At 58.2% G+C, this 25,929-nt stretch carries 27 protein-coding genes and 1 tRNA gene; 8 read left to right on the top strand and 20 right to left on the bottom strand.

Annotation, left to right across the window (positions count from 1 at the left end):
* Positions 1 to 345 precede the first annotated feature (345 nt).
* From gcvH to FFH90_RS07310, 6 genes are all read left to right on the top strand, one after another.
* Positions 346 to 720: a glycine cleavage system protein GcvH gene (gcvH, locus tag FFH90_RS07335; RefSeq protein ID WP_018926486.1), complete on the top strand. Its 375-nt coding sequence runs from the start codon at positions 346 to 348 to the stop codon at positions 718 to 720.
* Positions 721 to 731: 11 nt separating this feature from the next.
* A complete protein-coding gene (gene gcvP / locus FFH90_RS07330) occupies positions 732 to 3,584 on the top strand; it encodes an aminomethyl-transferring glycine dehydrogenase (protein ID WP_138866915.1) in 2,853 nt (950 codons plus the stop codon).
* Positions 3,585 to 3,721: 137 nt separating this feature from the next.
* Positions 3,722 to 5,098, top strand: coding sequence for an L-serine ammonia-lyase (locus FFH90_RS07325; protein ID WP_018926488.1), 1,377 nt, complete (start codon positions 3,722 to 3,724; stop codon positions 5,096 to 5,098).
* Between the two features lie 33 nt (positions 5,099 to 5,131).
* Entirely contained in the window at positions 5,132 to 6,256 is a 1,125-nt protein-coding gene (gene gcvT / locus FFH90_RS07320) for a glycine cleavage system aminomethyltransferase GcvT (RefSeq protein WP_111454756.1), read from the top strand.
* A gap of 393 nt (positions 6,257 to 6,649) precedes the next feature.
* Positions 6,650 to 6,862 carry a cold-shock protein gene (locus FFH90_RS07315; protein WP_007934683.1) on the top strand — a complete coding sequence of 71 codons (213 nt, stop codon included), beginning with the start codon at positions 6,650 to 6,652 and terminating at the stop codon, positions 6,860 to 6,862.
* 96 nt (positions 6,863 to 6,958) lie between these two features.
* Complete coding sequence (locus FFH90_RS07310; protein WP_064616363.1) at positions 6,959 to 7,447, top strand: RDD family protein; 489 nt, start codon at positions 6,959 to 6,961, stop codon at positions 7,445 to 7,447.
* Between the two features lie 62 nt (positions 7,448 to 7,509).
* Here FFH90_RS07310 and nadA read toward each other — a convergent pair whose 3' ends face one another.
* The 18 genes from nadA to FFH90_RS07220 form a co-directional block, all read right to left on the bottom strand.
* Positions 7,510 to 8,568, bottom strand: coding sequence for a quinolinate synthase NadA (nadA, locus tag FFH90_RS07305; RefSeq protein ID WP_018926491.1), 1,059 nt, complete (start codon positions 8,566 to 8,568; stop codon positions 7,510 to 7,512).
* Between the two features lie 262 nt (positions 8,569 to 8,830).
* Positions 8,831 to 8,906 (bottom strand) — tRNA-Lys (locus FFH90_RS07300).
* 63 nt (positions 8,907 to 8,969) lie between these two features.
* Positions 8,970 to 9,662, bottom strand: coding sequence for a 7-cyano-7-deazaguanine synthase QueC (gene queC, locus FFH90_RS07295; RefSeq protein ID WP_064616361.1), 693 nt, complete (start codon positions 9,660 to 9,662; stop codon positions 8,970 to 8,972).
* 1 nt (position 9,663) lies between these two features.
* Positions 9,664 to 10,311, bottom strand: a complete 648-nt coding sequence (queE, locus tag FFH90_RS07290; RefSeq protein ID WP_018926493.1) for a 7-carboxy-7-deazaguanine synthase QueE — start codon at positions 10,309 to 10,311, stop codon at positions 9,664 to 9,666.
* A 166-nt stretch (positions 10,312 to 10,477) separates the two neighbouring features.
* The gene (gene ybgF, locus FFH90_RS07285; protein ID WP_064616359.1) at positions 10,478 to 11,317 is read right to left on the bottom strand and encodes a tol-pal system protein YbgF; all 840 of its coding nucleotides are present in this window, start codon (positions 11,315 to 11,317) and stop codon (positions 10,478 to 10,480) included.
* A gap of 6 nt (positions 11,318 to 11,323) precedes the next feature.
* Positions 11,324 to 11,821: a peptidoglycan-associated lipoprotein Pal gene (gene pal, locus FFH90_RS07280; protein WP_003178634.1), complete on the bottom strand. Its 498-nt coding sequence runs from the start codon at positions 11,819 to 11,821 to the stop codon at positions 11,324 to 11,326.
* Between the two features lie 52 nt (positions 11,822 to 11,873).
* Positions 11,874 to 13,142: a Tol-Pal system beta propeller repeat protein TolB gene (tolB, locus tag FFH90_RS07275; protein ID WP_018926495.1), complete on the bottom strand. Its 1,269-nt coding sequence runs from the start codon at positions 13,140 to 13,142 to the stop codon at positions 11,874 to 11,876.
* A 29-nt stretch (positions 13,143 to 13,171) separates the two neighbouring features.
* Positions 13,172 to 14,251 carry a cell envelope integrity protein TolA gene (tolA, locus tag FFH90_RS07270; RefSeq protein WP_138866914.1) on the bottom strand — a complete coding sequence of 360 codons (1,080 nt, stop codon included), beginning with the start codon at positions 14,249 to 14,251 and terminating at the stop codon, positions 13,172 to 13,174.
* Complete coding sequence (gene tolR / locus FFH90_RS07265) at positions 14,251 to 14,703, bottom strand: protein TolR (RefSeq protein ID WP_167331185.1); 453 nt, start codon at positions 14,701 to 14,703, stop codon at positions 14,251 to 14,253. The genes tolA and tolR overlap by 1 nt, the downstream gene beginning before the upstream one ends.
* 23 nt (positions 14,704 to 14,726) lie before the next feature.
* On the bottom strand, positions 14,727 to 15,422 hold the full coding sequence (gene tolQ, locus FFH90_RS07260) for a protein TolQ (protein ID WP_018926498.1): 696 nt from the start codon (positions 15,420 to 15,422) through the stop codon (positions 14,727 to 14,729).
* Complete coding sequence (gene ybgC, locus FFH90_RS07255) at positions 15,412 to 15,879, bottom strand: tol-pal system-associated acyl-CoA thioesterase (RefSeq protein WP_007933231.1); 468 nt, start codon at positions 15,877 to 15,879, stop codon at positions 15,412 to 15,414. Before ybgC ends, tolQ begins: the two co-directional genes overlap by 11 nt.
* 127 nt (positions 15,880 to 16,006) lie before the next feature.
* Positions 16,007 to 17,068, bottom strand: a complete 1,062-nt coding sequence (ruvB, locus tag FFH90_RS07250; RefSeq protein ID WP_111454754.1) for a Holliday junction branch migration DNA helicase RuvB — start codon at positions 17,066 to 17,068, stop codon at positions 16,007 to 16,009.
* Positions 17,069 to 17,680, bottom strand: a complete 612-nt coding sequence (gene ruvA / locus FFH90_RS07245) for a Holliday junction branch migration protein RuvA (RefSeq protein ID WP_007933256.1) — start codon at positions 17,678 to 17,680, stop codon at positions 17,069 to 17,071.
* Positions 17,681 to 17,795: 115 nt separating this feature from the next.
* Positions 17,796 to 18,320, bottom strand: coding sequence for a crossover junction endodeoxyribonuclease RuvC (ruvC, locus tag FFH90_RS07240; RefSeq protein WP_018926500.1), 525 nt, complete (start codon positions 18,318 to 18,320; stop codon positions 17,796 to 17,798).
* A 143-nt stretch (positions 18,321 to 18,463) separates the two neighbouring features.
* Complete coding sequence (locus FFH90_RS07235; RefSeq protein WP_018926501.1) at positions 18,464 to 19,210, bottom strand: YebC/PmpR family DNA-binding transcriptional regulator; 747 nt, start codon at positions 19,208 to 19,210, stop codon at positions 18,464 to 18,466.
* Between the two features lie 120 nt (positions 19,211 to 19,330).
* Complete coding sequence (gene aspS, locus FFH90_RS07230) at positions 19,331 to 21,106, bottom strand: aspartate--tRNA ligase (protein ID WP_018926502.1); 1,776 nt, start codon at positions 21,104 to 21,106, stop codon at positions 19,331 to 19,333.
* Positions 21,107 to 21,228: 122 nt separating this feature from the next.
* A complete protein-coding gene (locus FFH90_RS07225; protein WP_010457489.1) occupies positions 21,229 to 21,450 on the bottom strand; it encodes an FmdB family zinc ribbon protein in 222 nt (73 codons plus the stop codon).
* Positions 21,451 to 21,586: 136 nt separating this feature from the next.
* Positions 21,587 to 21,925 (bottom strand): ribbon-helix-helix domain-containing protein, encoded by a 339-nt coding sequence (locus FFH90_RS07220; protein ID WP_111454753.1) that lies wholly within the window; start codon positions 21,923 to 21,925, stop codon positions 21,587 to 21,589.
* 463 nt (positions 21,926 to 22,388) lie between these two features.
* Between FFH90_RS07220 and FFH90_RS30515 the strand changes: the two genes are divergently transcribed.
* Complete coding sequence (locus tag FFH90_RS30515) at positions 22,389 to 22,991, top strand: cold-shock protein (protein WP_019651434.1); 603 nt, start codon at positions 22,389 to 22,391, stop codon at positions 22,989 to 22,991.
* Positions 22,992 to 23,051: 60 nt separating this feature from the next.
* On the opposite strand, the gene FFH90_RS07210 is transcribed toward FFH90_RS30515, so the two are convergent.
* Together FFH90_RS07210 and FFH90_RS07205 are read right to left on the bottom strand one after the other, a co-directional pair.
* On the bottom strand, positions 23,052 to 23,261 hold the full coding sequence (locus FFH90_RS07210; RefSeq protein WP_018926506.1) for a SlyX family protein: 210 nt from the start codon (positions 23,259 to 23,261) through the stop codon (positions 23,052 to 23,054).
* 3 nt (positions 23,262 to 23,264) lie between these two features.
* Positions 23,265 to 23,690, bottom strand: coding sequence for an HIT domain-containing protein (locus FFH90_RS07205; protein WP_018926507.1), 426 nt, complete (start codon positions 23,688 to 23,690; stop codon positions 23,265 to 23,267).
* Positions 23,691 to 24,587: 897 nt separating this feature from the next.
* On the opposite strand from FFH90_RS07205, the gene FFH90_RS07200 reads away from it, so the two are divergent.
* Positions 24,588 to 25,916 (top strand): OprD family porin, encoded by a 1,329-nt coding sequence (locus FFH90_RS07200; RefSeq protein ID WP_018926508.1) that lies wholly within the window; start codon positions 24,588 to 24,590, stop codon positions 25,914 to 25,916.
* The last annotated feature ends 13 nt before the right edge of the window (positions 25,917 to 25,929 follow it).

Genomic DNA, 25,929 nt, shown 5'->3' with positions numbered 1-25,929 from the left:
TTCCTTTGCTGCGCGTGGGAACGATCATGTCGCCTTCAAAACCATGCCCGAAAGCGACCTTCATCTGTACTGAAAGCGCTACAGTGGAACGATATCGATACACCCTCTTCTGATCAGCGCTGTGCAAGGCTTTGATCCACCTAGGCTTTTTTCTTTGCTTCAGGCTGTAGCGATTTCGCTACAGCTGCAGAAATATAACGGCTTACGAAAACTTATAAGTTATTGTTTTTAAACATAAAAATAACATTGGCCGCCTTTTTGCTTAGTAACCTCCTATAAAGCAGGGTTTTTGCCCCTGCATTCCATCGCGTCCACCAGACGAGTCTGGCCCCCTTAGGAGTTTCCATGAGCGAGTTGCGTTTTACTGAAGATCACGAATGGCTGCGCACCGAAGCTGACGGCACCGTTACGGTCGGCATCACCGCTTTCGCACAGAACGCACTGGGCGACGTGGTTTTCGTACAACTGCCTGAGCTGCAGTCCTACGACAAAGGCGCAGAAGCCGCCACCGTGGAGTCGGTAAAAGCTGCCAGCGGCGTGTACATGCCTCTGGACGGAGAAGTGGTCGAGACCAACCCGGCCCTCGATAGCAGCCCTGAACTGGTCAACGAAGATCCGCTGGGCGAAGGCTGGTTCTTCCGCTTCAAGCCAACCGACGCCTCGGCTGTCGGCCAACTGCTGGATCAAGACGCTTACGACCGTCTGATTGCCCAAGCCTGAGGAGCGCCGACATGACTCAAGTCAATCTGACGACCGCCAACGAATTCATCACCCGCCACATCGGCCCGCGTGCAGGCGACGAGCAAGCCATGCTCAACAGCCTCGGTTTCGACTCCCTGGAAGCCCTGAGCGCCAGCGTCATTCCCGACAGCATCAAAGGCACCAGCGTCCTCGGTCTCGAAGACGGCCTGAGCGAAGCCGATGCCCTGGCGTTGATCAAATCCATCGCCGGTAAAAACCAGCTGTTCAAGACTTACATCGGTCAGGGCTACTACGGCACTCACACGCCGTCGCCGATCCTGCGCAACCTGCTGGAAAATCCGGCCTGGTACACCGCCTACACCCCATACCAGCCAGAAATTTCCCAGGGCCGTCTCGAAGCGCTGTTGAACTTCCAGACCCTGATCAGCGACCTGACCGGCCTGCCAATCGCCAACGCCTCGCTGCTGGACGAAGCCACCGCTGCTGCCGAAGCCATGACCTTCTGCAAACGCCTGAGCAAGAACAAAGGCAGCCACGCCTTCTTCGCCTCCGTTCATTGCCACCCGCAAACCCTCGACGTTTTGCGTACCCGTGCCGAGCCTTTGGGCATCGACGTTGTGGTGGGCGACGAGCGTGAACTGACCGACGTGACGCCATTCTTCGGCGCGCTGCTGCAATACCCGGCGAGCAACGGTGACGTCTTCGATTACCGCGAACTGACCGAACGCTTCCACGCGGCGAATGCGCTGGTCGCGGTCGCTGCTGACCTGCTGGCCCTGACCGTGCTGACCCCGCCGGGTGAGTTCGGCGCCGACGTGGCCATCGGCAGCGCGCAACGCTTCGGCGTTCCGCTGGGCTTCGGTGGCCCGCACGCGGCGTACTTCTCCACCAAGGATGCGTTCAAGCGCGACATGCCGGGCCGTCTGGTCGGCGTTTCCGTGGACCGTTTCGGCAAGCCGGCCCTGCGCCTGGCCATGCAGACCCGCGAGCAACATATCCGTCGCGAGAAAGCCACCAGCAACATCTGCACCGCCCAGGTGCTGCTGGCCAACATCGCCAGCATGTACGCCGTGTACCACGGCCCGAAAGGCCTGACGCAGATCGCCAATCGCATTCATCACCTGACCGCGATCCTCGCCAAAGGCTTGAGCGCACTGGGCCTGAGCGTCGAGCAAGCCAGCTTCTTCGACACCTTGACGATCAAAACCGGCGCGCAAACGGCTACCCTGCACGACAAGGCTCATGCGCAGAAGATCAACCTGCGCGTGGTCGATGCTGAGCGTCTGGGTCTGTCCCTCGACGAAACCAGCAGCCAGGCTGACGTCGAAACCCTGTGGAGCCTGCTGGCCGACGGCAAGGCGCTGCCGGACTTCGCTGCATTGGCCGCTTCGGTCCAAAGCACCCTCCCGGCCGCACTGGTTCGCCAATCGCCAATCCTCAGCCACCCGGTGTTCAACCGTTATCACTCCGAAACCGAGCTGATGCGCTACCTGCGCAAACTGGCGGACAAGGACCTGGCCCTGGATCGCACCATGATCCCGCTGGGTTCCTGCACCATGAAACTCAACGCCGCCAGCGAAATGATCCCGGTGACCTGGGCTGAATTCGGTGCCCTGCACCCGTTCGCTCCGGCCGAGCAAAGCGCCGGCTATCAGCAACTGACCGATGAACTGGAAGCGATGCTCTGCGCCGCCACCGGTTACGACTCGATCTCCCTGCAACCGAACGCCGGTTCCCAGGGTGAATACGCCGGTCTGTTGGCGATTCGTGCCTACCACCAGAGCCGTGGCGAAGACCGTCGCGACATCTGCCTGATCCCGTCGTCCGCCCATGGCACCAACCCGGCCACCGCCAACATGGCCGGCATGCGTGTGGTTGTGACCGCGTGCGATGCCCGCGGCAACGTCGACATCGAAGACCTGCGCGCCAAGGCCATCGAGCACCGCGAACACCTCGCCGCGCTGATGATCACCTACCCGTCGACCCACGGTGTGTTCGAAGAAGGCATCCGCGAAATCTGCGGCATCATTCACGACAACGGCGGTCAGGTGTATATCGATGGCGCGAACATGAACGCCATGGTCGGCCTCTGCGCACCGGGCAAGTTCGGCGGCGACGTATCGCACCTGAACCTGCACAAAACCTTCTGCATCCCACACGGCGGTGGCGGCCCAGGCGTCGGCCCGATTGGCGTCAAGTCGCACCTGACGCCGTTCCTGCCGGGCCACGCCCAGATGGAACGCAAGGAAGGCGCGGTCTGCGCGGCACCGTTCGGCAGCGCGAGCATTCTGCCGATCACCTGGATGTACATTCGAATGATGGGTGGCGCCGGCCTCAAGCGCGCTTCGCAATTGGCGATCCTGAATGCCAACTACATTTCCCGTCGCCTCGAAGAGCACTATCCAGTGCTGTACACCGGCAGCAACGGTCTGGTGGCGCACGAATGCATCCTCGACCTGCGTCCGCTGAAAGACAGCAGCGGCATCAGCGTCGATGACGTGGCCAAGCGCCTGATCGACTTCGGCTTCCACGCCCCGACCATGTCGTTCCCGGTGGCCGGCACGTTGATGATCGAGCCGACCGAGAGCGAATCCAAGGAAGAACTGGACCGCTTCTGCGACGCCATGATCCGCATCCGCGAAGAAATCCGCGCGGTGGAAAACGGCACACTGGACAAGGATGACAACCCGCTGAAAAACGCCCCGCACACCGCTGCGGAAATCGTCGGCGAGTGGACTCATCCGTACAGCCGCGAGCAAGCCGTTTACCCGGTAGCGTCGCTGATCGAAGCCAAGTACTGGCCACCGGTCGGTCGCGTCGACAACGTGTTTGGCGATCGCAACCTGGTCTGCGCCTGCCCGTCGATCGAAAGCTACGCTTGATCTAAGGGGGTGAGTTGCTCGCCCCCTTCAAGAACACCGTACTCCTCCTGTGGGAGCTGGCTTGCCTGCTCCCACAGGATCGCAGTTCCCCCATCGGATCTGTGTCGATCCTCATAACAAGAAACCGGAGAACAACCATGTCGTTAAGCGTGTTCGACCTGTTCAAAATTGGTATCGGCCCCTCCAGCTCCCACACCGTCGGCCCGATGCGTGCCGCTGCGCGCTTCGCCGAAGGTCTGCGCCGTGAAGGGCTGCTATCGGCAACTACCTGCGTCAAAGTCGAGCTCTACGGCTCGCTCGGCGCCACCGGCAAAGGCCACGGCAGTGACAAGGCCGTATTGCTGGGCCTGGAAGGCGAACACCCGGACACCGTGGACACCGAAACCGTCACCGCCCGCCTGCAAGAGATTCGCAGCAGCGGTCGCTTGAACCTGCTCGGTGAACACAGCATCGCGTTCAACGAGAAAGAACACCTGGCAATGATTCGCAAACCGTTGGCCTATCACCCCAACGGCATGATCTTTCGCGCATTCGACGCGGCCGGCCTGCAAGTGCGCAGCCGCGAGTATTACTCGGTCGGTGGCGGGTTCGTGGTCGATGAAGACGCTGCCGGCGCCGACCGCATCGTTGAAGACGCCACGCCGCTGACCTTCCCGTTCAAAAGCGCCAAGGACCTGCTTGGTCACTGCAGCACCTACGGTTTATCGATCAGTCAGGTGATGCTGACCAACGAAAGCGCCTGGCGCCCGGAAGCGGAAACCCGTGCCGGACTGCTGAAGATCTGGCAAGTGATGCAAGACTGCGTCGCCGCCGGTTGCCGCAACGAAGGCATCCTGCCCGGTGGGCTGAAGGTCAAACGGCGGGCGGCGGCATTGCATCGGCAACTGTGCAAAAACCCGGAATCGTCGCTGCGCGATCCACTGTCGGTACTGGACTGGGTCAACCTGTACGCCCTGGCGGTCAATGAAGAAAACGCCAACGGCGGACGCGTGGTCACTGCGCCCACCAATGGTGCAGCCGGCATTATCCCGGCGGTGCTGCATTACTACATGCGCTTCATCCCCGGTGCCAACGAAGACGGCGTGGTGCGTTTTCTACTGACGGCCGCTGCAATCGGCATTCTGTACAAGGAAAACGCCTCGATCTCCGGCGCCGAAGTCGGCTGTCAGGGTGAAGTCGGCGTTGCCTGTTCCATGGCGGCCGGCGCCTTGTGCGAAGTGCTCGGCGGTACGGTGCAGCAGGTGGAAAACGCGGCCGAAATCGGCATGGAACACAACCTCGGCCTGACCTGCGACCCGATTGGCGGACTGGTGCAAGTGCCTTGCATCGAGCGCAACGCCATGGGTTCGGTCAAGGCCATCAATGCGGTGCGCATGGCCCTGCGTGGCGACGGTCAGCACTTCGTCTCCCTCGACAAGGTCATCCGCACCATGCGCCAGACCGGCGCCGACATGAAAAGCAAATACAAGGAAACCGCCCGTGGCGGTTTGGCGGTCAACATTATCGAGTGCTGATGCGCGCATCTGCACTATTTTCAGGAGCTGTATATGTCCACCGAACAACTGTTGAAGACCCCGTTGCACGCACTGCACCTCGAACTCGGCGCCCGCATGGTGCCGTTCGCCGGTTATGACATGCCGGTGCAATACCCGTTGGGCGTGATGAAAGAACACCAGCACACCCGTGATCAGGCCGGGCTGTTCGATGTGTCGCACATGGGCCAGATCCGCCTGACCGGTGCCAACGCCGCCAAAGCCCTGGAAACCCTGGTGCCGGTGGACATCATCGACCTGCCGGAGGGCATGCAGCGCTACGCGATGTTCACCAACGAGACCGGTGGCATCCTCGACGACCTGATGGTCGCCAACCTCGGTAACGACGAATTGTTCCTGGTGGTCAACGCCGCCTGCAAGGACCAAGACCTGGCGCACCTGCGCAAGCACATCGGCGACCAGTGCACCATTGAACCGCTGTTCGAAGAGCGTGCCCTGCTCGCTCTGCAAGGCCCGGCCGCCGTCACCGTGCTCGCACGCCTGGCACCGGAAGTTGCGAAGATGACCTTCATGCAGTTCACCCGCGTGAAACTGTTGGGCGTGGACTGCTTTGTCAGCCGTTCGGGCTACACCGGTGAAGACGGTTACGAAATCTCCGTACCGGCGGCCAACGCCGAAGCGCTGGCTCGCGCCCTGCTGGCCGAACCGGAAGTCGCGGCCATCGGCCTCGGCGCCCGCGATTCCCTGCGCCTGGAAGCCGGTCTGTGCCTGTACGGCCACGACATGAACACTGAAACCACGCCGATCGAAGCAAGCCTGCTGTGGGCCATCTCCAAGCCTCGACGTGCCGATGGTGCGCGGGCCGGCGGTTTCCCTGGCGCCGAAACCGTGTTCGCCCAACAGCAAACCGGTGTCAGCCGCAAGCGCGTTGGCCTGCTGCCGCAGGAACGTACACCGGTGCGTGAAGGTGCAGAGATCGTCAACGAAGCTGGCGAAATCATCGGCAGCGTTTGTAGCGGCGGCTTCGGTCCGACCTTGGGCGGTCCTTTGGCCATGGGTTACCTCGACAGCGCTTATACCGTTTTGGAAACGCCAGTTTGGGCCATTGTGCGTGGGAAAAAGGTGCCTTTGCTTGTAAGCAAAATGCCATTTGTTCCACAACGCTACTATCGTGGCTGATTGACTGTTTCTATAAGTAACGCGGTTGCGTTAACAGTGCACTAATCTGTAACGCAACCGCCATAAAATAGTGCATACGTTTCGTTTATGAACGTTACTTATAACAATCGAAAAGCAATGAACAACTCGATCGAATAAGCCCGCACTAGTGACCACTCTAATTGCCATCAACCTGAGGAAATCCGGGCCTTCGCGGGGCTTGTTTTTTCTCCCGTAGTTGGCGTAGAGTTTGATCACTGTGTTTGCATGGGTCGCTTGGAAATCGTGACCTGGGCAGTAGCCTACAAGTTAGCTACATCCCGTTCGACGTCTTCTTACTCTCCTGCAACCAGCCCCAGTACTCTTTCATGAGAAGGAGACTGTCATTCATTTTTGCGTCAAAGGAAATAAGAAATGTCCCAACGTCAGAGCGGTACCGTCAAGTGGTTTAACGACGAGAAAGGTTTTGGTTTTATCACTCCAGAAAGCGGTCCGGATCTGTTCGTGCATTTCCGCGCTATTCAGGGCAACGGCTTCAAGAGCCTGAAAGAAGGCCAGAAAGTGACGTTCGTTGCTGTGCAAGGCCAGAAAGGCATGCAGGCTGACGAAGTACAAGCAGAAGGCTAATCTTCTGTTACGAAAAAGCCCCTGATGCTGACATCAGGGGCTTTTTTGTGCGCGCAAATCCGTAAAATGGCTTCTTTTTTCCGTTCTGAGGCAGCCATGTCGAAACACCTGCTCAACCCCCAAGGCGACTTTCCCGCCGCAGGCCTGGGTCGTCGCCTGGCAGCGATGTTCTACGACTTCCTGCTGTGCACCGCGCTGCTGATCGTCACCAGCGGCGTTTACAAGATGATCCAGATGGCGATCATCGGCGAAGACCGGATGCGCACCCTGACCGAGGCCGGCGCCCTGGACGGTGACCCACTGCTGTCGACGGTTCTGCTGTTTGTGCTGTTCGGCTTCTTCGCCAAGTTCTGGACCTGGTCGGGCCAGACCCTGGGCATGCAGGTGTGGTGCATCCGCGTACAAAACGCCGACGGCTCATCCATCAGCCTGTGGCAGGCGCTGCTGCGCTTTGTGGTGTCGATCGCGTCCTGGTTATGCCTCGGGCTGGGGTTCTTCTGGTCGCTGTTCGACAAGCAGAAGCGCAGCTGGCACGACATCTATTCCAACACCCAGTTGGTGCGGATTCCGAAGAAGACCAAATAATCCTCCAGATGCAAAAACGCCCCGATCAACCCGGGGCGTTTTTTTGGCTCACTGCCAACGAATCAGGCGTTACCCGCCAGCTTCATCCGCGCCGCCTGCGTGAAATCGAGCATGCGCTTCAACGGCCGAATCGCCTGCGGAATCAACGCCGGATCGACGAAGATCTCGTTGGTCCCCTCCTTCAAGCTCTTCAGCGTGCGTTCAAGGGTGTTCATCGCCATCCACGGGCAATGCGCGCAACTGCGGCAAGCCGCGCCGTTACCGGCCGTTGGCGCTTCGATAAAGACCTTGTCCGGGCACAGCTGCTGCATCTTGTAGAAGATGCCGCGGTCGGTGGCAACGATCAGGGTCTTGTTCGGCAGGCTTTGCGCGGCAGCGATCAGCTGACTGGTGGAACCCACCGCATCGGCCAATTCGATCACGGCGGTCGGCGACTCCGGATGCACCAGAATGGCCGCGTCCGGGTACAGCGCCTTCATGTCTTCGAGCTGCTTGGCCTTGAACTCTTCGTGAACGATGCAGGCACCGTCCCACAGCAGCATGTCGGCGCCGGTCTGGCGCTGGATGTAAGTACCCAGGTGCTTGTCCGGGCCCCAGATAATGGTTTCGCCGTTATCCATCAGGCTTTCGACGATTTCCAGCGCGCAACTGGAAGTCACCACCCAATCCGCCCGGGCTTTGACTGCCGCCGAGGTGTTGGCATACACCACCACCGTACGTTCCGGGTGCTGATCGCAGAACGCCGAGAACTCGTCCACCGGGCAACCCAGGTCCAGCGAGCAGGTCGCTTCCAGGGTTGGCATCAGCACACGTTTTTCAGGGTTGAGGATCTTGGCGGTTTCGCCCATGAATTTCACACCGGCGACCACTACGGTCTTGGCCGGGTGAGCATTGCCGAAGCGGGCCATCTCCAGAGAGTCGGAGACGCAGCCACCGGTTTCTTCAGCCAGGGCCTGAATGACTGGATCACAATAGAAGTGTGCAACCAGCACCGCGTCCTGAGCTTTGAGCTCGGCTGCGATGGCTGTGCGGTAATAAGCCTCTTCCTCGGCTGTCAGCGGCTTGGGCTGCTTGGCGTCGAGGTGGGCTTGAACCAGAAGGCGTTCGGAAATCTGCGTCATGTTCGCAAGACCTGCAGGCGCTTTCGCGCGAAAGTCGAGTATACACCCGGCTCCGGACCCTTCGGGGTACCGCCGGGAGAGTGAGTATTCATCAGGCACGGACAGCGTTGAAGCTGCGCAAGGCTACAGAATATCCGGCGGATGCAAAAGATGATTCTGACCTGCGTCACTCGGTGCGATCCCGGACCGGGACAACCTCAAATCGCGGGCAAAAAAAAACCCGGAAATCCTCACTTACGTGGGCCTTCCAGATTTTTTAAAATGGTGGGTCGTGTGGGATTCGAACCTACGACCAATTGGTTAAAAGCCAACTGCTCTACCAACTGAGCTAACGACCCGCTGTGTGGTGGCGCGTATAATACTGATTTTTAAGGACTATTCAACACCTAATTTGAAATAAATCAAAAATAAGGTGTCGGGTCGCTGATTCCGGCCGCCGCAAAGCCTTCTGCACGCAGACGGCAGCTGTCGCATTTACCGCAAGCACGGCCGTTATCGTCCGCCTGATAGCAGGAAACGGTCAGCCCGTAATCGACGCCAAGCTTCACGCCCGCCTGAACGATCTGCGCCTTGCTCAGGTTCTGCAGGGGCGCCTGGATACGGAAGCCATTCCCTTCTACACCGGCCTTGGTCGCCAGATTAGCCATGAGCTCGAAGGCTTCGATGAACTCGGGACGGCAATCCGGGTAACCGGAATAATCCACCGCGTTTACACCGATAAAGATGTCACGCGCACCCAGCACTTCGGCCCAACCCAACGCCAGGGACAGAAACACCGTGTTGCGCGCCGGCACATAAGTCACCGGAATGCCTTCGCTCGGCGCCTCCGGTACGTCGATGGAACTGTCGGTCAGGGCCGAGCCGCCGATACCGTTCAGGTTCAGGCCGATCACCTTGTGCTCGACCACACCCAAGTCGCGGGCAACACGCTCGGCGGCTTGCAGTTCGGCACGGTGGCGCTGACCGTAATCGAAGCTCATGGTGTAGCAGCTATAGCCTTCGGCACGGGCCATGGCCACGACCGTCGCCGAGTCTAGGCCGCCGGACAGCAGGATGACCGCACGTTTTTCAGCAGTGTTCAGTTGTTCAGTCATTTCAGCGCCCCGGCTCGTCATTCCAAAGATATTTATGCAGCTGCAATTGCAGACGCACAGGCAGATTGTCCGCCACCACCCAGTCCGCCAGATCACGTGCATTCAGGTCATGGTGGCTCGGCGAGAACAGGACTTCGCCGGCACGCTCGTTCAAACCGTATTGAATCAGCTTGGACACGGCCCAGTCATAGTCTTCCCGCGAGCAGATGACAAACTTCACCTGATCGTTGGGCGTGAGCAGTTCGATGTTCTCGTAGCGGTTGCGGTGGGCTTCTTTCGAACCCGGGGTTTTCAGGTCGACGACGCGACTGACCCGTGGATCGACCGCCGAGATGTCCAGCGCGCCGCTGGTTTCCAGCGACACTTCGTAACCGGCGTCACACAACTGCTTGAGCAAGGGAATGGCATTGGGCTGCGCCAAGGGCTCACCGCCCGTGACACAGACGTAACGCGGGCGAAAACCGGCCACTTGCTCGAGGATGTCGTCGAGCGTGCGGAGGGTGCCGCCAGTGAACGCGTAGGCGCTGTCGCAGTATTGGCAACGCAATGGGCAACCGGTCAGGCGCACAAAAACAGTGGGCAGCCCGGCAGTCCGCGTTTCACCCTGCAACGAGTAGAAAACTTCGGTGATTCTCAATGTGTCTTGCATAGTCGCCACGGGCGTAACAGCTAAACAGGCTGTCCGCCTCCGTCAGGCACTTCAAGGAACCCCGCCAACGCGCAGATCCCAAAAAGCGTGTTTCATAAAAAGGGCATGAATTCTAACGAAAAAACCCGCGACAAGCGCGGGTTTCTTCAAAACGGGCTAAACAGGCTTACATGCGCTGCAAGTCCCGTTGCGCCAGCTGAGCGGCGGAAGTGCCCGGATATTGGGACACGACCTGTTGCAGAATGCCTTTGACCCGGTCGGTATGACCGAGACGACGCTCTACATCAGCGAGCTTGTACAGCGAATCAGGCACTTTGGGGTGCTTGGGGTACAACTGCGAAACCTTGGCAAATGCCTGACCCGCACCTTGCAGATCGCCTTTGGCCAGGTTCACTTCCCCCAACCAGTACTGGGCATTGCCCGCGTATTGGCTGTTCGGGTATTTGCGCAGGAATGCGGTGAAAGCCTGGCTGGCCTTGTCGAAATCCTTGGCTTTGATCAGGTCGAAGGCTGCATCGTAATACAGTTTTTCCTTCGCCGGGTCAGCCGGTTCGCCACCCGCGGCCGGGGCTTGAGCGGCAGCCGCTCCCGCACCTGCGCCGGCTGCTGCACCGGGGGCATTCAAATTGCCACCGGCGGAAGAATTATCAGGAGTCGCGGCTGGTGCAACGCCGGTTCCTATGCGCCGATCAAGATCCTGATATCGCTCCAGGTTCTCTTGCTTCATGCGCGCTACATCATTTTGCAGAACTTCAATGATGCCTTGTTGGCGCGAGATCTGCTCCTGCATCGATTGCAGTTGGTTGAACAGCTCGCCCTGTGCCGAGACAGGGGCCGAAACCCCTCCCCCGGCATAGGCGCCGTTCGTACCGTAACCTGCAGGCGGATAACTGCTCCCGCTATTGTTATAGCCGGAGTTGTCCTCGACCACAGGAACCGCAGCCCACACCGCAAGCGGTGCGAGACTGAGAGCCAAAATAGTTACAGCACGACGGCACGTTCGCATGACGAATTACTTACGCAGTTCGACGCGACGGTTTTGAGCCCAGGACTGCTCGTCGTTGCCGGTAGCAACTGGACGCTCTTCGCCGTAGGAAACCAGTTCCAGCTGAGCTGGGGAAACACCTTGCAGTACCAGGTAGCGCTGAACGGCTTTCGCACGACGCTCGCCCAGTGCCATGTTGTACTCACGAGTACCACGTTCGTCGGTGTTGCCTTCCAGAACAACGCGAGCGCCGTTTGCTTTCAGGTCTTTGGCGTGAACGTCCAGAGCGCGCATGGCTTCTGGCTTCAGGTCCGAGCTGTCGTATTCGAAGTAGAAGGTGGTGATTGCGCGCAGAGCAGCTTCTTCGCTCAGGGAGCCGTCAACTGCACCAGTGTTAGCGCCGTAACCAGCGTTTGGATCTACAGCGCCTTCACCGGCGTTGTCGCCGCCTTTGGACGAGCAACCTACAGCTACAGCCATGGCCAGAGCCAGCGCAGCAAATTTACCAAACTTCAGCATTTCCATCGTGAAACTCCTAATGAACCCCAGTGTGTTAAGTAAAACGTATAGCGCCGCGTCAGTTCAGGTAAGGGGACCAGGACGGTTCTCTGACTTCGCCTTGTGCGGTAGGAAGCGGGAGCCTCACGCGTCCATTAATGGACACGAGCATCAAGACTCCCCGGCCCTGCTGGCGGGTGGCGTAGATTACCATGGTGCCGTTGGGCGCAACAGTAGGAGACTCGTCCAGAGTGCTATCAGTGAGGATCTTTACACTACCGCGCTGCAAATCCTGGGCCGCCACCTTGAAGTTGGTGAAACCGTCCTGGCGGTGAATCATTACCAGGGTCTTTTCATCGGCCGACAGTTTAGGGTTGGCGTTGTAGTTACCGATGAAGGTCACACGCTCCGCACCACCACCGCCTGCGCTGGTTTTATAGATCTGAGGCTTGCCGCCACGGTCAGAGGTGAAGTAGATGGTCGAACCATCCTTACCCCAGAACGGTTCGGTGTTGATGCCAGGACCATTGGTGACACGGGTGATCTGACGCGACCCCAGGTTCATCACGTAGATGTCCGGGTTACCGTCTTTCGACAACACGAATGCCAGGCGATTGCCATCCGGCGACCAGGCTGGCGCGCCATTCAGGCCTTCGAAGTTGGTGATCTGCTCACGGCGACCGGTGTCGATGTTCTGCATGAAAATGCGTGGACGCTTCTGCTCGAACGACACGTAGGCAATGCGCTTGCCATCCGGTGCGAAACGCGGCGACAGGATTGGCTCGCGCGATTGCAGCAGCGTCACGGCACGGGCACCGTCGTAGTCCGAACGTTGCAGTGTGTAGCGAGTGTTCTTCTCAGAGAAACGCTCGGCCGTCACGTACAGCAGACGCGTCGAGAACGCACCTTTGATACCAGTGAGTTTTTCGAACGACTGGTCGGAGATGTAGTGCGCCATGTCGCGCAGTTGATCGACGCCGCCCGACACGCTGCCGGTCAGCACTTGCTGCTCGGTGGCGACGTTGAACAGTGCGTACTGCACCTGCAGGCGACCGCCCGCCGGAACAATGCTGCCGACCATGACGTACTGGGCACCCACCGCCTTGAAGTCACGGTAGATGATTTCGCTGGCCTGGCTTGGCTGGCTGATCATGTTCTGCTTTGGAATCGGCGCGTAGTAACCCGAATTGCGCAGGTCGTTACCGATAATCTCAGCCATGTCGTCCGGCAGCACGCTACCGCCCTGGAAGCCGAAAGGCACAACGGCAATTGGAGTTGCCTGGGAGCTGCCACTGCTGACCAGGATATTTTTTTCATCTGCCGTGGCCAGTCCTGCAAAGCAGAACATGACTACAAGCAGTCCTCGAAGAAGGTTTCTCACAAGGCTAGATCCTCAGGTGTGAATGTCATCTTGAATGAACGATAGGGTGCGAAATCAGCTGGCTTCAGACCCTGCATTTCGGTCAATCGACCAATATTTTTTACAGCCGCGACTGCAGAACTGTCGAACGGCGCGTCACCGCTGGAATGAGCAACCGAAACACCGGAGATCGTTCCGTCAGGGAGCATGTTGATTTGCAGAATCACCTTCATGCCCTTGCGGGCCGACGGTGGCTGCGCCCAACCTTCAGATGCTCGCGAACGAATCAGATCATCAAAGTTGCCCGCGGTTTCATCGCCTTGCTCATCCGCCAAAGCCTGCTGACGCTCGGTCTTATCGGACAGCAAGTCAGCCAGAGCCTGAGCCTTCTTGTCCTCTACCGATTTGCGAGCCGCATCCTGCGCTTTCTTCTTCGCGGCATCGGCACTCGCTTTCTTCTTCGCGTCTTCGGCGATTTTCTTCTTCGCCTCTTCCGCTTCAGCTTTCTTCTTGGCGTCTTCCGCGGCTTTCTTCTTCGCGTCTTCGACGATCTTTTTCTTCGCTTCTTCAGCGGCCGCTTTCTTGGCCTCTTCTTCAGCAGCTTTTTTGGCTTCTTCTTCGGCTTTCTTCTTGGCTATATCAGCCAATTGTTTCTCTTCGGCCTTTTTGGCTTCGGCGGTCTTCTTCGCTTCGTCGGCTTTCTTGGCTTCATCAGCCTTTTTCGCCTCTTCCGCTTTCTTCGACTCGTCGGCCTTCTTGGCTTCCTCGGCCTTTTGAGCCGCTTCTTCTTTCTTTTGTTCCGCAGCCTTCACCGCTTCCTGCTCGACCTTCTTCTGTTCCATCTGCTCGACTTCGGTCTGACGCGCAGCAGATTTCTGCGCCTCACCCGCGATCTTCTGATTGGTCTGGGTGGTCGCCCGACTTTTCGATTTCAGCTGGTACAGGGTTGCCTGGACAATCGGCTTGGCCGGCGGCAGCTCCGGTGTGAAGGCGAAACTGACGAACAGCATGCCGAACACCAGCACGTGCAAGACAATCGCCCAGACACTAGGCCAGAAGTAGCTTTCCGAGGCGGACGGCTCTCGCAGTTGCTGCATCAGGGCGCCTCGGTAATCAAGCCAACATTACCGACCCCGGCCTTCTGCAACCCGCCCATGGCGCCCATGACGGAGCCATAATCGACGGTTTTGTCGCCACGAATGAACACCTGCGTGCGCTTACCGTTACCGTTGCCAACGCGAATGATCTTGGTCACGGCGTCGGTCATTTGCGGCAAGGTCATGGCCTTGTCCTGCTGCTTTTCGGTGTCGACTTCGCTGCCAAGGTTCCAGTAGTAGGTCTTGTCAGCCTTGATCGAAATGGTCAGGACCTGAGTGTTGTTGTCCTGCGGCAAGGCTTCGCTGGAAACCTTGGGCAGATCAACTTTCACGCCCTGATTGAGCATCGGCGCGGTCACCATGAAGATGACCAGCAGTACCAGCATCACGTCGATGTAAGGCACCACGTTCATCTCGGCAACCGGCTTGCGCTTTTTGCGAGCTCGAGCGATTAAAGCCATTGGAAATTACCTGCTTATTCTTCGCTGGTGTGCACTTTGCGGTGCAGGATCGCCTGGAATTCGTCGGCGAAGGTGTAATAGCGGCCCAGCAGGGTTTCGCTGCGGGCAGCAAAACGGTTGTAGGCGATAACGGCCGGAATGGCGGCAAACAGACCGATCGCAGTAGCAACCAGTGCTTCGGCGATACCTGGAGCCACAGTGGCCAGGGTCGCTTGCTGGGCAGTCGCCAGACCACGGAAGGAGTTCATGATGCCCCAGACTGTACCGAACAGACCGATATACGGGCTGACGGAACCGACGGTGGCGAGGAACGGCAGGCTCTGCTCGAGCTTCTCTTCCTCGCGGGAGATGGCTACGCGCATGGCACGCGCCACGCCTTCCATGACCGCTTCCGGATCAACGCCCGACTGCTGGCGCAGACGGGAGAATTCCTTGAAGCCGGCACGGAAGATCTGCTCGACACCGGAATCCGGATCAGGGTTGCTGCCAGCCTGACGGTAGAGTTTGGACAGGTCGATACCGGACCAGAAGCGCTCTTCAAAGCTCTCCAGGGCACGTCGACCGGCGCGCAGCAAGTTGCTGCGCTGAAAGATCATGATCCACGAGGTCACCGATGCGGCTACCAGGATCAGCATTACCAGTTGCACCACGACACTGGCATTGCTGACCAGGCTCCACATGGAGGAATGGTCGACGACGTTAGCTTCCACGCTTTATCTCCTGCTTTGAGTGTGTACCCGCGCCGCTCACGTCGGCAAAGGCCGCACGTAGAGCTTCGGGAATGGCCCGGGGTTTCAAACTGTTAGTGCGCACACAGGCCACCAGAAACTGCCCTTCGCAGAGCAGCACGTTATCCGTAGCCCGCCTGACCTGCTGTTTGAAGCGCAGGCTGACCCGGTTCAATTCAATTACTTCGGCGCTTACCAGCAGTTCGTCGTCCAGTCGCGCCGGCGCGTGGTAACGCGCTTCGCTGGAATGCACGACGAACAACAGGTCCTCCCCTGCCAGCGCCGACTGGGCAAAGCCCAGCTCTCGGAGCCGCTCGGTTCGAGCCCGTTCCATAAACTTGAGGTAATTGACGTAATACACGATGCCGCCGGCATCGGTGTCCTCGTAATAAACGCGACAACGATGTGCGAACGGCTCAAGCCCGTTTTGCGCGCGCATACTCTAGTGCTTACTCCTCAGGTTGCCAATCCGGCCAGGCAACTGTTTTTCATTGATTCGCGGCTTTCTGGCGAAAGTACCGTCCTGGGACAGCACAAACCCCGAATAAATCAGCACGCAAAGGTGATTAATCGTCCACGGCATCGAGGAACTCGTCTACCACGGGCATCTCGCCCAATCGTGACGGAATGTTTAAGCCGAAGTGCAAATACGCATGCCGGGTCACTACCCGCCCCCGCGGCGTGCGCATGATATAGCCCTGCTGGATCAGGTACGGCTCCAGCACGTCTTCAATGGTGTGGCGCTCTTCGCTGATCGCAGCGGCCAGACTGTCCACCCCCACCGGCCCACCGTCGAACTTCTCGATCATGGTCAACAGCAGGCGTCGGTCCTGATGGTCGAAGCCACGCTCATCGACATCCAGCAGGTTCAAGGCCAGGTCGGCGATTGGTTTGGTGATGTGGCCCTTGGCACGAACCTCGGCGAAATCCCGGACCCGGCGCAGCAAGCGGTTGGCGATTCGCGGTGTACCGCGGGCACGCCGGGCGATTTCAAAGGAGCCTTCCGGGTCCAGCGGCAAACCGAGAATGTTCGCCGAACGGCTGACAATCGTTGCCAGATCGGCGGTGCTGTAGAACTCCAGGCGCTGGACGATCCCGAAACGGTCGCGCAACGGGTTAGTCAGCATACCGGCACGGGTGGTAGCGCCAACCAGGGTAAACGGTGGCAGATCAAGCTTGATCGAGCGCGCGGCCGGCCCTTCGCCGATCATGATGTCGAGCTGGAAATCTTCCATGGCCGGGTACAGCACTTCTTCGACGATCGGCGACAACCGATGGATCTCGTCGATGAACAGCACGTCATGGGGCTCAAGATTGGTCAGCAATGCCGCCAGATCACCAGGGCGTTCGAGGACCGGCCCCGAGGTGCTTTTGATCGACACGCCCATTTCCTGGGCAATGATGTTGGCCAGGGTGGTTTTACCCAGTCCCGGCGGGCCGAAAATCAGGGTGTGATCCAGCGATTCATTGCGCCCGCGCGCGGCCTGGATGAACAACTCCATTTGCTCGCGAACGGTCGGCTGGCCAATGTATTCGGCCAGGCTGACGGGACGAATCGCCCGATCCTGGACTTCTTCGCGCTCACGGGGGCCACCCGTAGCGGCGATCAGACGATCAGCTTCAATCACTTAGATCATTCCCTTAAGGGCGCGACGAATCATGTCTTCACTGCTCAAACCTTTCTCCTTGATCGCAGAAATCGCCTTGCTGGCTTCCTGCGGCTTGTAGCCCAGGGAAATCAGCGCGCTGACCGCGTCATTTTCGGCGGCAGCGACTTGTTGCGCTGGCGCATCCGGCTGGTTCGGCACCAACGCAAACATGCTCGGTACGGTTTCCCAGGCCTTGAAGCGATCCTTGAGTTCCACCAGCAAACGCTCGGCAGTCTTCTTGCCAACGCCCGGCACCTTGGTCAGTGCCGAGGTGTCCTGGGACTGCACGCAACGGATCAACTCGTCGACTTCCAGGCTCGACATCAGGGCCAACGCCAGTTTCGGCCCTACCCCATTGAGACGGATCAGTTCGCGAAAAAAGTCTCGCTCACGCTTGCCGAAGAAGCCATAGAGTAACTGCGCGTCTTCGCGTACGACCAAATGGGTGTGCAAGGTCAGCGGTTCACCGACCGACGGCAAGCGATAAAGCGTGGTCATGGGCACTTCCAGCTCATACCCCAGACCGTTTACATCCAGAATCAGGTGCGGCGGCTGTTTCTCAGCCAATGTGCCGCGCAAGCGTCCAATCACGTTTCAGATCCTTGAGCGTTGGCCAGATCAGTGCTGGCGACTGACAGAACAAGGGTTTTGCGCCGACAACACAGGCGCAAAACCCTCATCCCACAAAAAATGATTGCTGATGCTATCAGAGACGCAGGCGCCCGCCACGACTGCGTGCCGCGCCCAGGCCATGAGGCAACAGGCTGGAACGGGTGTGAGCGTGGCAAATCGCGATGGCCAGGGCATCCGAGGCATCGATTTGCGGCTTGCTGGTCAGTTTCAGCATGTGCATGACCATCATTTGCACTTGTTCTTTATTGGCGGCGCCGGTGCCGACCACGGCCTGCTTGACCTGGGTTGCGGTGTACTCGGCAATTTCCAGGCTCTCTTCGGCGCCGGCGACAATCGCCGCGCCACGGGCCTGCCCCAGTTTCAGCGCGGAGTCGGCATTGCGCGCCATGAACACCTTTTCGATGCCCATGGTGACCGGGCCATAAGTCTGAATGATTTCACGCACGCCGCGATAGACGATCTGCAGACGCTCATGCAACTCGCCAGCACCGGTGCGGATACAGCCCGATGCCACGTAAACACAACCACGGCCAGTATCGCGAACAATGCCGTAACCGGTGATACGCGAGCCGGGGTCGATACCAAGAATTAAAGTCATAACGCCTGCGAAGCTAGTGCGAATATCTGAGAGTAACCGTAGGAGCTGCCGAAGGCTGCGATCTTTTCATTCTGAAAATCAAAAGATCGCAGGCTTCGCCAGCGCCTGCAGGGCTGATGAAGGCTGCGATCTTTATAAAGGCATCAACCGAGCTGCGCGGCCACCGCCTCTGGAATGTCCGCGTTGGAGTACACGTTCTGCACGTCATCCAGGTCTTCGAGCATGTCGATCAGCTTGAGAACCTTCTCGGCGCCTTCCAGATCCAGTTCGGCACTGGTGGTCGGCAACATGACGATTTCCGCATCGCTGCCCTTGAAGCCTGCGGCCTCCAAGGCGTTACGCACGGAATAGAAGCCGGCGAACGAGGTGAACACGTCGATGGAGCCGTCTTCGTTGGTCACCACGTCATCGGCGTCGGCTTCCATGGCTGCTTCCATCAGCGCGTCTTCATCAACCCCTGGCGCGAAGGAAATCTGCCCTTTGCGTTCGAACAGATAAGCCACCGAACCGTCGGTACCGAGGTTGCCGCCGCACTTGCTGAACGCATGGCGAACTGCGGCCGCGGTGCGGTTGCGGTTGTCGGTCATGCATTCGACCATCACCGCCACACCGCCCGGGCCATAGCCTTCGTAGGTCAGCTCGACCATGTCATCGGTATCGGCAGCGCCGGCACCACGGGCCACCGCGCGGTCGATGATGTCGCGGCTCATGTTCGCACCCAGCGCTTTATCCAGCGCCAGACGCAGACGCGGGTTGGAGCCCGGATCAGCGCCGCCCTGACGGGCAGCGACCGTCAGCTCACGAATCCACTTGGTGAAAATCTTGCCCTTCTTGGCATCCTGACGTTCTTTGCGGTGCTTGATGTTCGCCCACTTGGAATGACCCGCCATAACTCGCTCCGAATTTCTCTTTGAAACATCGCCCGCCACACAGGGAGTGTCGGCCAGCAACAAAAAAATCTCGACCTAAAGAAAAGGCGCATCCCACAGGATGCGCCTTTGCGGTCAGCCTTACTCTGCCTTTGGCGTTTCGCGCAGACGAATGTGCAGCTCACGCAACGCCTTGGCATCTACCACGCCCGGAGCCTGCGTCATCACGTCCGCAGCACTCTGGGTTTTCGGGAAGGCGATCACTTCACGGATCGACTGGGCGCCGGTCATCAGCATCACCAGACGGTCCAGACCGAAGGCCAGACCACCGTGCGGCGGCGCGCCATATTTCAGGGCGTCGAGCAGGAAGCCGAATTTCTCTTCCTGTTCCGCTTCGTTGATACCCAACAGACGGAACACCGACTGTTGCATTTCCTTGCGGTGGATACGGATCGAACCGCCACCCAGCTCGGTGCCGTTCAGAACCATGTCGTAGGCACGGGACAAAGCGCCGGCCGGGTTGGCTTCCAGCTCTTCAGGAGTGCACTTCGGCGCGGTGAACGGGTGGTGCAAGGCGCTGAAGCTGCCGTCGTCGTTCTCTTCGAACATCGGGAAGTCGACGACCCACATTGGCGCCCACTTGCAGGTCAGCAGCTCGAGGTCATGGCCCAGCTTGATCCGCAACGCGCCCAGGGCTTCGCTGACGATCTTGGCTTTATCGGCGCCGAAGAACACGATGTCACCATCGACCGCACCCACGCGATCGAGGATCACGTTCAGGTTGGCTTCCGGGATGTTTTTCACGATCGGCGACTGCAGACCTTCAACACCGGCAGCACGCTCGTTGACCTTGATGTACGCCAGGCCCTTGGCACCGTAGATGCCGACGAACTTGGTGTAATCGTCGATCTGCTTGCGCGGCATGCTCGCACCGCCTGGAACGCGCAAGGCGGCGATACGGCATTTCGGGTCATTGGCCGGGCCACTGAACACCTTGAAATCGACTTCCTTGAGCTGATCGGCAACATCCACCAGTTCCAGCGGGTTACGCAGGTCTGGCTTGTCGGAACCGTAGCGGCGCATGGCCTCTTCGAAGGTCATGTGCGGGAATTCGCCGAATTCCAGACCCAGCACTTCCTTGAACAGGTTGCGGATCATGCCTTCGGTCAGGCCCATGATGTCTTTTTCATCGAGGAAGCTGGTCTCGATGTCGATCTGAGTGAATTCCGGCTGGCGATCAGCCCGCAGGTCTTCGTCGCGGAAGCACTTGGCGATCTGGTAGTAACGGTCGAAGCCGGCCACCATCAGCAGCTGTTTGAACAGCTGAGGCGATTGCGGCAAGGCGAAGAACGAACCGGCGTGAGTACGGCTCGGCACCAGATAGTCACGCGCGCCTTCCGGCGTCGCACGGGTCAGGATCGGCGTCTCGACGTCGAGGAAACCGTTCTCGTCCAGGTAGCGGCGGATGCTGGTGGTCATGCGCGAACGCAGACGCAGCTTCTCGGCCATTTCAGGGCGACGCAGATCAAGGAAGCGATAACGCAGGCGGGTTTCTTCGCCAACGTCAGAGAACTCGTTCAGCGGGAACGGCGGGGTTTCCGATTCGTTCAGCACTTCCAGCTCGTAGCCCAGGACCTCGATCATGCCCGACGCCATGTTGGCGTTGGTTGCACCGGCCGGACGCAGGCGAACCTTGCCGGTGATCTTCACGACGTACTCGCTGCGCACGCGATCGGCGGCGGCGAAGCTCTCGGCACGGTCCGGATCGAACACCACCTGGGCCAGACCGTCACGATCACGGATATCGAGGAAAATCACCCCGCCATGGTCACGGCGACGGTGAACCCATCCGCAAAGGGTAATTTCCTGGCCTTCCAGGCTTTCGTTCAGTTGGCCGCAATAATGGCTGCGCATCATGGTAGTGGTTTCACTTCTCGTAATTCGAAATTCGGGTGGAGGTCTTGCCGCACCACCGCACTTGAATAAGGTGCCAGATGATGCAAGAGCTCGCGCGTGTCGTTCAGCCCGGGCGCTAGACCCTAGTCAGCTTTGTCGCCACCGGCCAGATTTTTCTTGGAACCGGTCTTGAAGTCGGTTTCGTACCAGCCGGTGCCACTGAGGCGGAAACCGGGCATGGACAGCATCTTTTTAAGCTCTGGCGCCTGGCAGGCAGGGCAGTCGACCAGCGGTGCTGCGCTGATCTTTTGAATGGCTTCCAACTGATGACCACAGGAAGCACATTGGTAATCGTACATCGGCATGGGGGTTGTCTCGGCGATCAGATTGCTACCGCGTATGCAGGGCTTCGCGGCAAAGAGCGGGATTATATCCATTAAATGCAGCCTGTGCAGCCGTAAGACTGCACAGACCGACACTCGACTCATTCAGCCGCTCTCGCTAAGCCATGACGGGGCAACTGCCCTCCTTCAGGCTGTGCACGACGCAGACAACCCGCACCAGCCCGGTGAAATTTTTCACCCCACCATGGCGCAAGTGCACCTCGCGATCCACATGGGACAACAGCGCACTGACCGAGCAGCAATTGACCTTGGCCATGTCGCCCAAAATATCCCAATAGACCTGTTCAAGCCGCAAACAGGTCGCAAAACCATTCAAACGCACCGACCGGGATAAGGGCTGGGCCAGCCCCATATCGAATTCGCCGACAAGTGAATCAATCCTTATATCCTTGAGTGGACCGTTCCTCCCCTCGCCTTGCCTGTCTTCATGAACCATACCGTTGACACTCCTTTGTCATCCTTGCTGCTTGTAAGGGCCATATTCCGTTTCCTTATAAAAGCGCAGGCGCTACGGTATATCCAGATGACTTTATGACCATCAACGTAGGATAAGCCAACAACGAAGGGGCGATCATGGAGCTCGTCCTAGGCCGGACGATTTCCTACGAAAACTGACGCAACATCACTCAACGAAAAGGCGAAAGATCCGAGAAACACAGCGCACGAATAACACTCGGCATCGTCATCCGCGCGCCATGCCAATGGAAACACCGCCGGACCGCCTGATTTGAGTAGCCGCAGGCTTTGCTGTTAAATAGGCAGTGTGTCGCTACCACCTATTTTCCGGGGGCTGCGCATAGGCTGATATCAGGTACGTGCCCAACGCCTCTTATTGTTCTGAAGCGAACCGTGCTCTATCAGCTCTTCCTTGTGATCCGTCTTAACGTGAGTTAATCAAAATGTTGAAAATCGTCCACCTGCTAATGGGCGCAGCAGCCCTGCTGCTGTCCTTCATCCCTAGCCTGCGATCCGAAGCGGTACCTTACCTGCAACAACCCGATGCGCTTTACCTGGCCTTTTTCGGCCTGCTCAACCTCACCCTCGCGCCTGTTATCCCTTACTGGAACAAAGGCCCGCGTCATCAATTGCAAAACCTGGTCAGCGCTTTGCTGGTTCTGGCTGTCGTACTGCAAACCCTGACGCTGATCGCTCCGATGCCTGTCATCGCCGGTCAACCTGCCGTTCTGTTCAGCCTGGTCGCTGCCCTGATCGCCGTATTCCTGCACCTGGCCATCAGCTTCTACAAATCTTCACCAGCCGCCGCCGCGCCAAGCTATGACATGAGCAACCGCGATACTGGCACCGTCAAATGGTTCAACACCTCCAAAGGCTTCGGCTTTATTTCCCGCGACTCCGGCGATGATATTTTCGTGCATTTCCGGGCGATTCGCGGTGAAGGCCACCGCGTTCTGGTGGAAGGTCAGCGCGTGGAGTTCTCCGTCATGAATCGTGACAAAGGCCTGCAAGCCGAAGATGTGATCGCCGCACTGCCGCGCCGCTGATTCAAGGCTAAAAAAAACCGCGAACAGCTTGGCTGTTCGCGGTTTTTTATTGCCTGTTTCTTAGTAATGAGGCGGTGGTGCCTCTTCTTCTTCAAGCGTCGCAAACTGGCCGGCCATTTCCTCCTGCCGCTTGAGCAACGCCGACATTTGCAATTGCAGACGCTCGACCATCCGCTGCTGCGCCACCAGCACATCATTCAATGCCTGGATGGTGTCATCCTGAAATGCCAGTCGGCTTTCCAGATCGGTAACGCGTTCGCCCAGGCTCATGATTCAGCCCTCCAGAAACTTGAAATCGTCGGTCAATACCAGACGCAGTCGCTCGCGAATCGTCGCGATCTGCTCTGGACTGTATGGCTTGGCCTCCTGTTTGCCCCAGATCGGAGCTGGCCAGGCGGCGTCCTCACGCTTGCGCACAATCACATGCATATGCAACTGATTGACGACGTTACCCAGGGCCGCGACGTTCAACTTGTCCGCGTCGAAAGAGTCCTTGAGGATTTCCGCCAGCTCAGTCGTTTCCCGCCACAGCTGCTGTTGATCTGCGCCATCCAGCTGAAATATTTCACTGATATCCTCGCGGCGTGGCACGAGGATGAACCAGGGGTAATTCGAATCATTGGACAGCAGTAACCGGCAGAGCGGGAAATCGCCGATTGGCAACGTGTCTTGTTGAAGTCGTGGATCTAAAGCGAACACAGCGCACACTCCCCTCTGGTCATCCTTTTTCAGCTTAGCGCCCCCACCGAAAGACGGCGCACCAAGCGACAGGACGGCAGCATACCTGCGAATGCCATGCGCTTCACGACGAACTGCCGCCAGCACCGCCCTGCGGGCGCGCCGAGATGCGCCATTTTGATTCGGGACGCACCATGACGGAACCGGCCATCACGGAAAAAACGCCGAAACAGCCCATAAACAACGCACTGTTCGAACCCACGGCAACGCCACCATGTGTGAATTCAGTACAGGAAATAAAATTTTTTGCACCAAAACCGCACAACGCGTCTACGCTCAGTGCGTCAGCATCCGCCAATTACTCACTGACGGGGTGAACCGGTAACGTTTTTGGTTGTCACCTCGCAGCTCCAATGTGGTAACCACGATGCAAAGCATGGCGTCAAGCCTAAGAAAAACGAGCTTGAACCCCCCGGTTTTATGAGGTTTTTACAGCAACAGGCAGGCTTTCAGAAAAAAACAGCAACAGAATTCTGGTTTGTGCACGCTTGTTGCATTCACCCCCGTATCGTCTATAAGTGCTCCGCTGGAAGTGGAAGCCTTAAGGCCAATAAAAACAGTGGCAGGGTTGCCCGATGGAGATTCAAGTGCAGGACCAAGGACTCTTTTTTACCGATGCTCAAGCCCTGGAAAACAGCGCTGAAGTTGTCAGTCCGATTGCGTCGGGACTGTGAATTTGCGACATCTACCCAGCCATTTGCGACAGGGTCGTAAAGAAGCTGAAAGGTTAGATGTGCAAGTATCGCCAATAGGGTCGGCGTGATATAAGTTTGCGCCGACACAAAAAGAAAGAGCCGCCCAGATAATAAAACAGGTGGGACGGCAGTACTCTTCTAAAAACCAAAGGAGCAAATCACGATGCGCGTGATGAAGTGGAGCATGATCGCACTGGCAGTTGCAGCAGCAGCCAGTACTCAATTGGCTACGGCCGCACCTTTCGTAAGTGACCAGGCTGACGCCAAAGGTTTTGTTGAAGATAGCAAGCTCGACTTGCTGGTTCGCAACTACTACTACAACCGTAACAAGAAAGACGGCGCCGTCGATGACAAAGACTGGACCCAGGGCATCCAGGGCATGTACAGCTCGGGCTACACCCAAGGTCTGATCGGTGTTGGCGTTGAAGCATGGGGCCAACTGGCCATTAAGCTGGACGGTTCCGACAAGTATTCGGGTACCGGCAACATGCCCGTGGGCAATGATGGCGAAGTCGAAAACAACCAGGGCAAAGCCGGCGCTGCCGCCAAGTTCCGCATCTCCAAGACCGAGCTGAAAATCGGCGACATGCAGCCAAGCACTTCTCCGGTGTTCGCTGTTGGCGGCTCCCGCATCCTTCACCAAACTGCCAGCGGTATCCAACTGCAGAGCAGCGAAGTCAAAGACCTTGACCTCGAAGCCGGTCACTTCTACTCGGCGACCAGTCAGGACCGAAATGCCCGTGATGGCGACCTGTGGGCAACCTACGCTGGCGTGAAAGCCAACTCCATCGACTACTTCGGTGGCAAGTACGGCATTACCCCAGACCTGAGCGTGTCGCTCTACGGTGCCAAGCTCGAAGACATCTGGAACCAGTACTACGCCAACGCGAACTACACCCTCGCATTGGGTGGCGATCAGTCGATCAACTTCGACGGTAACATCTACAACACCAGGGACACTGGTAGCGCTAAAGCAGGCGAAATCAATAACACCGCCTACTCCCTCGCTGCTGCTTTCTCGTTCCTGAAGGCACACACCATCACCCTGGGCTTCCAGAAAGTGAATGGCGACACTCCGTTCGACTATATCGGCGTGGGTAAAAACAACCGTGGTGGCGACTCGATCTTCCTCGCCAACTCCATCCAGTACTCTGACTTCAACGCCCCTGGCGAGAAATCGGTACAGGCCCGTTACGACCTGAAAATGGCCGAATACGGCATCCCTGGTCTGAGCTTCATGACCCGTTACGTGAAAGGTTGGGACATTGACGGCACCAACACTCCAGCAGGCAGCCCTTACGCTGGCCTGTACGGTGCAGACGGTAAACACCACGAAACCAACGTGGAAGTTAAATACGTAATTCAATCCGGCCCAGCTAAAGATCTGTCGTTCCGCATCCGTCAAGCATGGCACACCGCCAACGCAGACGAAGGCGAAGGCGATATCTCTGAGTTCCGCCTGATCACCGACTACCCGCTCAACATTCTGTAATTGCAGAAAGTTA

It is taken from the genome of Pseudomonas sp. ATCC 43928 (assembly GCF_005938665.2).
GTDB lineage: Bacteria > Pseudomonadota > Gammaproteobacteria > Pseudomonadales > Pseudomonadaceae > Aquipseudomonas.
Note: the sequence above shows the minus strand (reverse complement) of the source record. Positions and strands in the feature narration are given on the sequence as shown.

Coding starts and splice junctions, on each gene's coding strand:
- gcvH (WP_018926486.1), top strand. CDS start 346: ATGAGCGAGTTGCGTTTTACTGAAGATCACGAATGGCTGCGCACCGAA.
- gcvP (WP_138866915.1), top strand. CDS start 732: ATGACTCAAGTCAATCTGACGACCGCCAACGAATTCATCACCCGCCAC.
- FFH90_RS07325 (WP_018926488.1), top strand. CDS start 3,722: ATGTCGTTAAGCGTGTTCGACCTGTTCAAAATTGGTATCGGCCCCTCC.
- gcvT (WP_111454756.1), top strand. CDS start 5,132: ATGTCCACCGAACAACTGTTGAAGACCCCGTTGCACGCACTGCACCTC.
- FFH90_RS07315 (WP_007934683.1), top strand. CDS start 6,650: ATGTCCCAACGTCAGAGCGGTACCGTCAAGTGGTTTAACGACGAGAAA.
- FFH90_RS07310 (WP_064616363.1), top strand. CDS start 6,959: ATGTCGAAACACCTGCTCAACCCCCAAGGCGACTTTCCCGCCGCAGGC.
- nadA (WP_018926491.1), bottom strand. CDS start 8,568: ATGACGCAGATTTCCGAACGCCTTCTGGTTCAAGCCCACCTCGACGCC.
- queC (WP_064616361.1), bottom strand. CDS start 9,662: ATGACTGAACAACTGAACACTGCTGAAAAACGTGCGGTCATCCTGCTG.
- queE (WP_018926493.1), bottom strand. CDS start 10,311: ATGCAAGACACATTGAGAATCACCGAAGTTTTCTACTCGTTGCAGGGT.
- ybgF (WP_064616359.1), bottom strand. CDS start 11,317: ATGCGAACGTGCCGTCGTGCTGTAACTATTTTGGCTCTCAGTCTCGCA.
- pal (WP_003178634.1), bottom strand. CDS start 11,821: ATGGAAATGCTGAAGTTTGGTAAATTTGCTGCGCTGGCTCTGGCCATG.
- tolB (WP_018926495.1), bottom strand. CDS start 13,142: ATGTTCTGCTTTGCAGGACTGGCCACGGCAGATGAAAAAAATATCCTG.
- tolA (WP_138866914.1), bottom strand. CDS start 14,251: ATGCAGCAACTGCGAGAGCCGTCCGCCTCGGAAAGCTACTTCTGGCCT.
- ybgC (WP_007933231.1), bottom strand. CDS start 15,879: ATGCGCGCGCAAAACGGGCTTGAGCCGTTCGCACATCGTTGTCGCGTT.
- ruvC (WP_018926500.1), bottom strand. CDS start 18,320: ATGACTTTAATTCTTGGTATCGACCCCGGCTCGCGTATCACCGGTTAC.
- FFH90_RS07235 (WP_018926501.1), bottom strand. CDS start 19,210: ATGGCGGGTCATTCCAAGTGGGCGAACATCAAGCACCGCAAAGAACGT.
- aspS (WP_018926502.1), bottom strand. CDS start 21,106: ATGATGCGCAGCCATTATTGCGGCCAACTGAACGAAAGCCTGGAAGGC.
- FFH90_RS07225 (WP_010457489.1), bottom strand. CDS start 21,450: ATGCCGATGTACGATTACCAATGTGCTTCCTGTGGTCATCAGTTGGAA.
- FFH90_RS07220 (WP_111454753.1), bottom strand. CDS start 21,925: ATGGTTCATGAAGACAGGCAAGGCGAGGGGAGGAACGGTCCACTCAAG.
- FFH90_RS30515 (WP_019651434.1), top strand. CDS start 22,389: ATGTTGAAAATCGTCCACCTGCTAATGGGCGCAGCAGCCCTGCTGCTG.
- FFH90_RS07210 (WP_018926506.1), bottom strand. CDS start 23,261: ATGAGCCTGGGCGAACGCGTTACCGATCTGGAAAGCCGACTGGCATTT.
- FFH90_RS07200 (WP_018926508.1), top strand. CDS start 24,588: ATGCGCGTGATGAAGTGGAGCATGATCGCACTGGCAGTTGCAGCAGCA.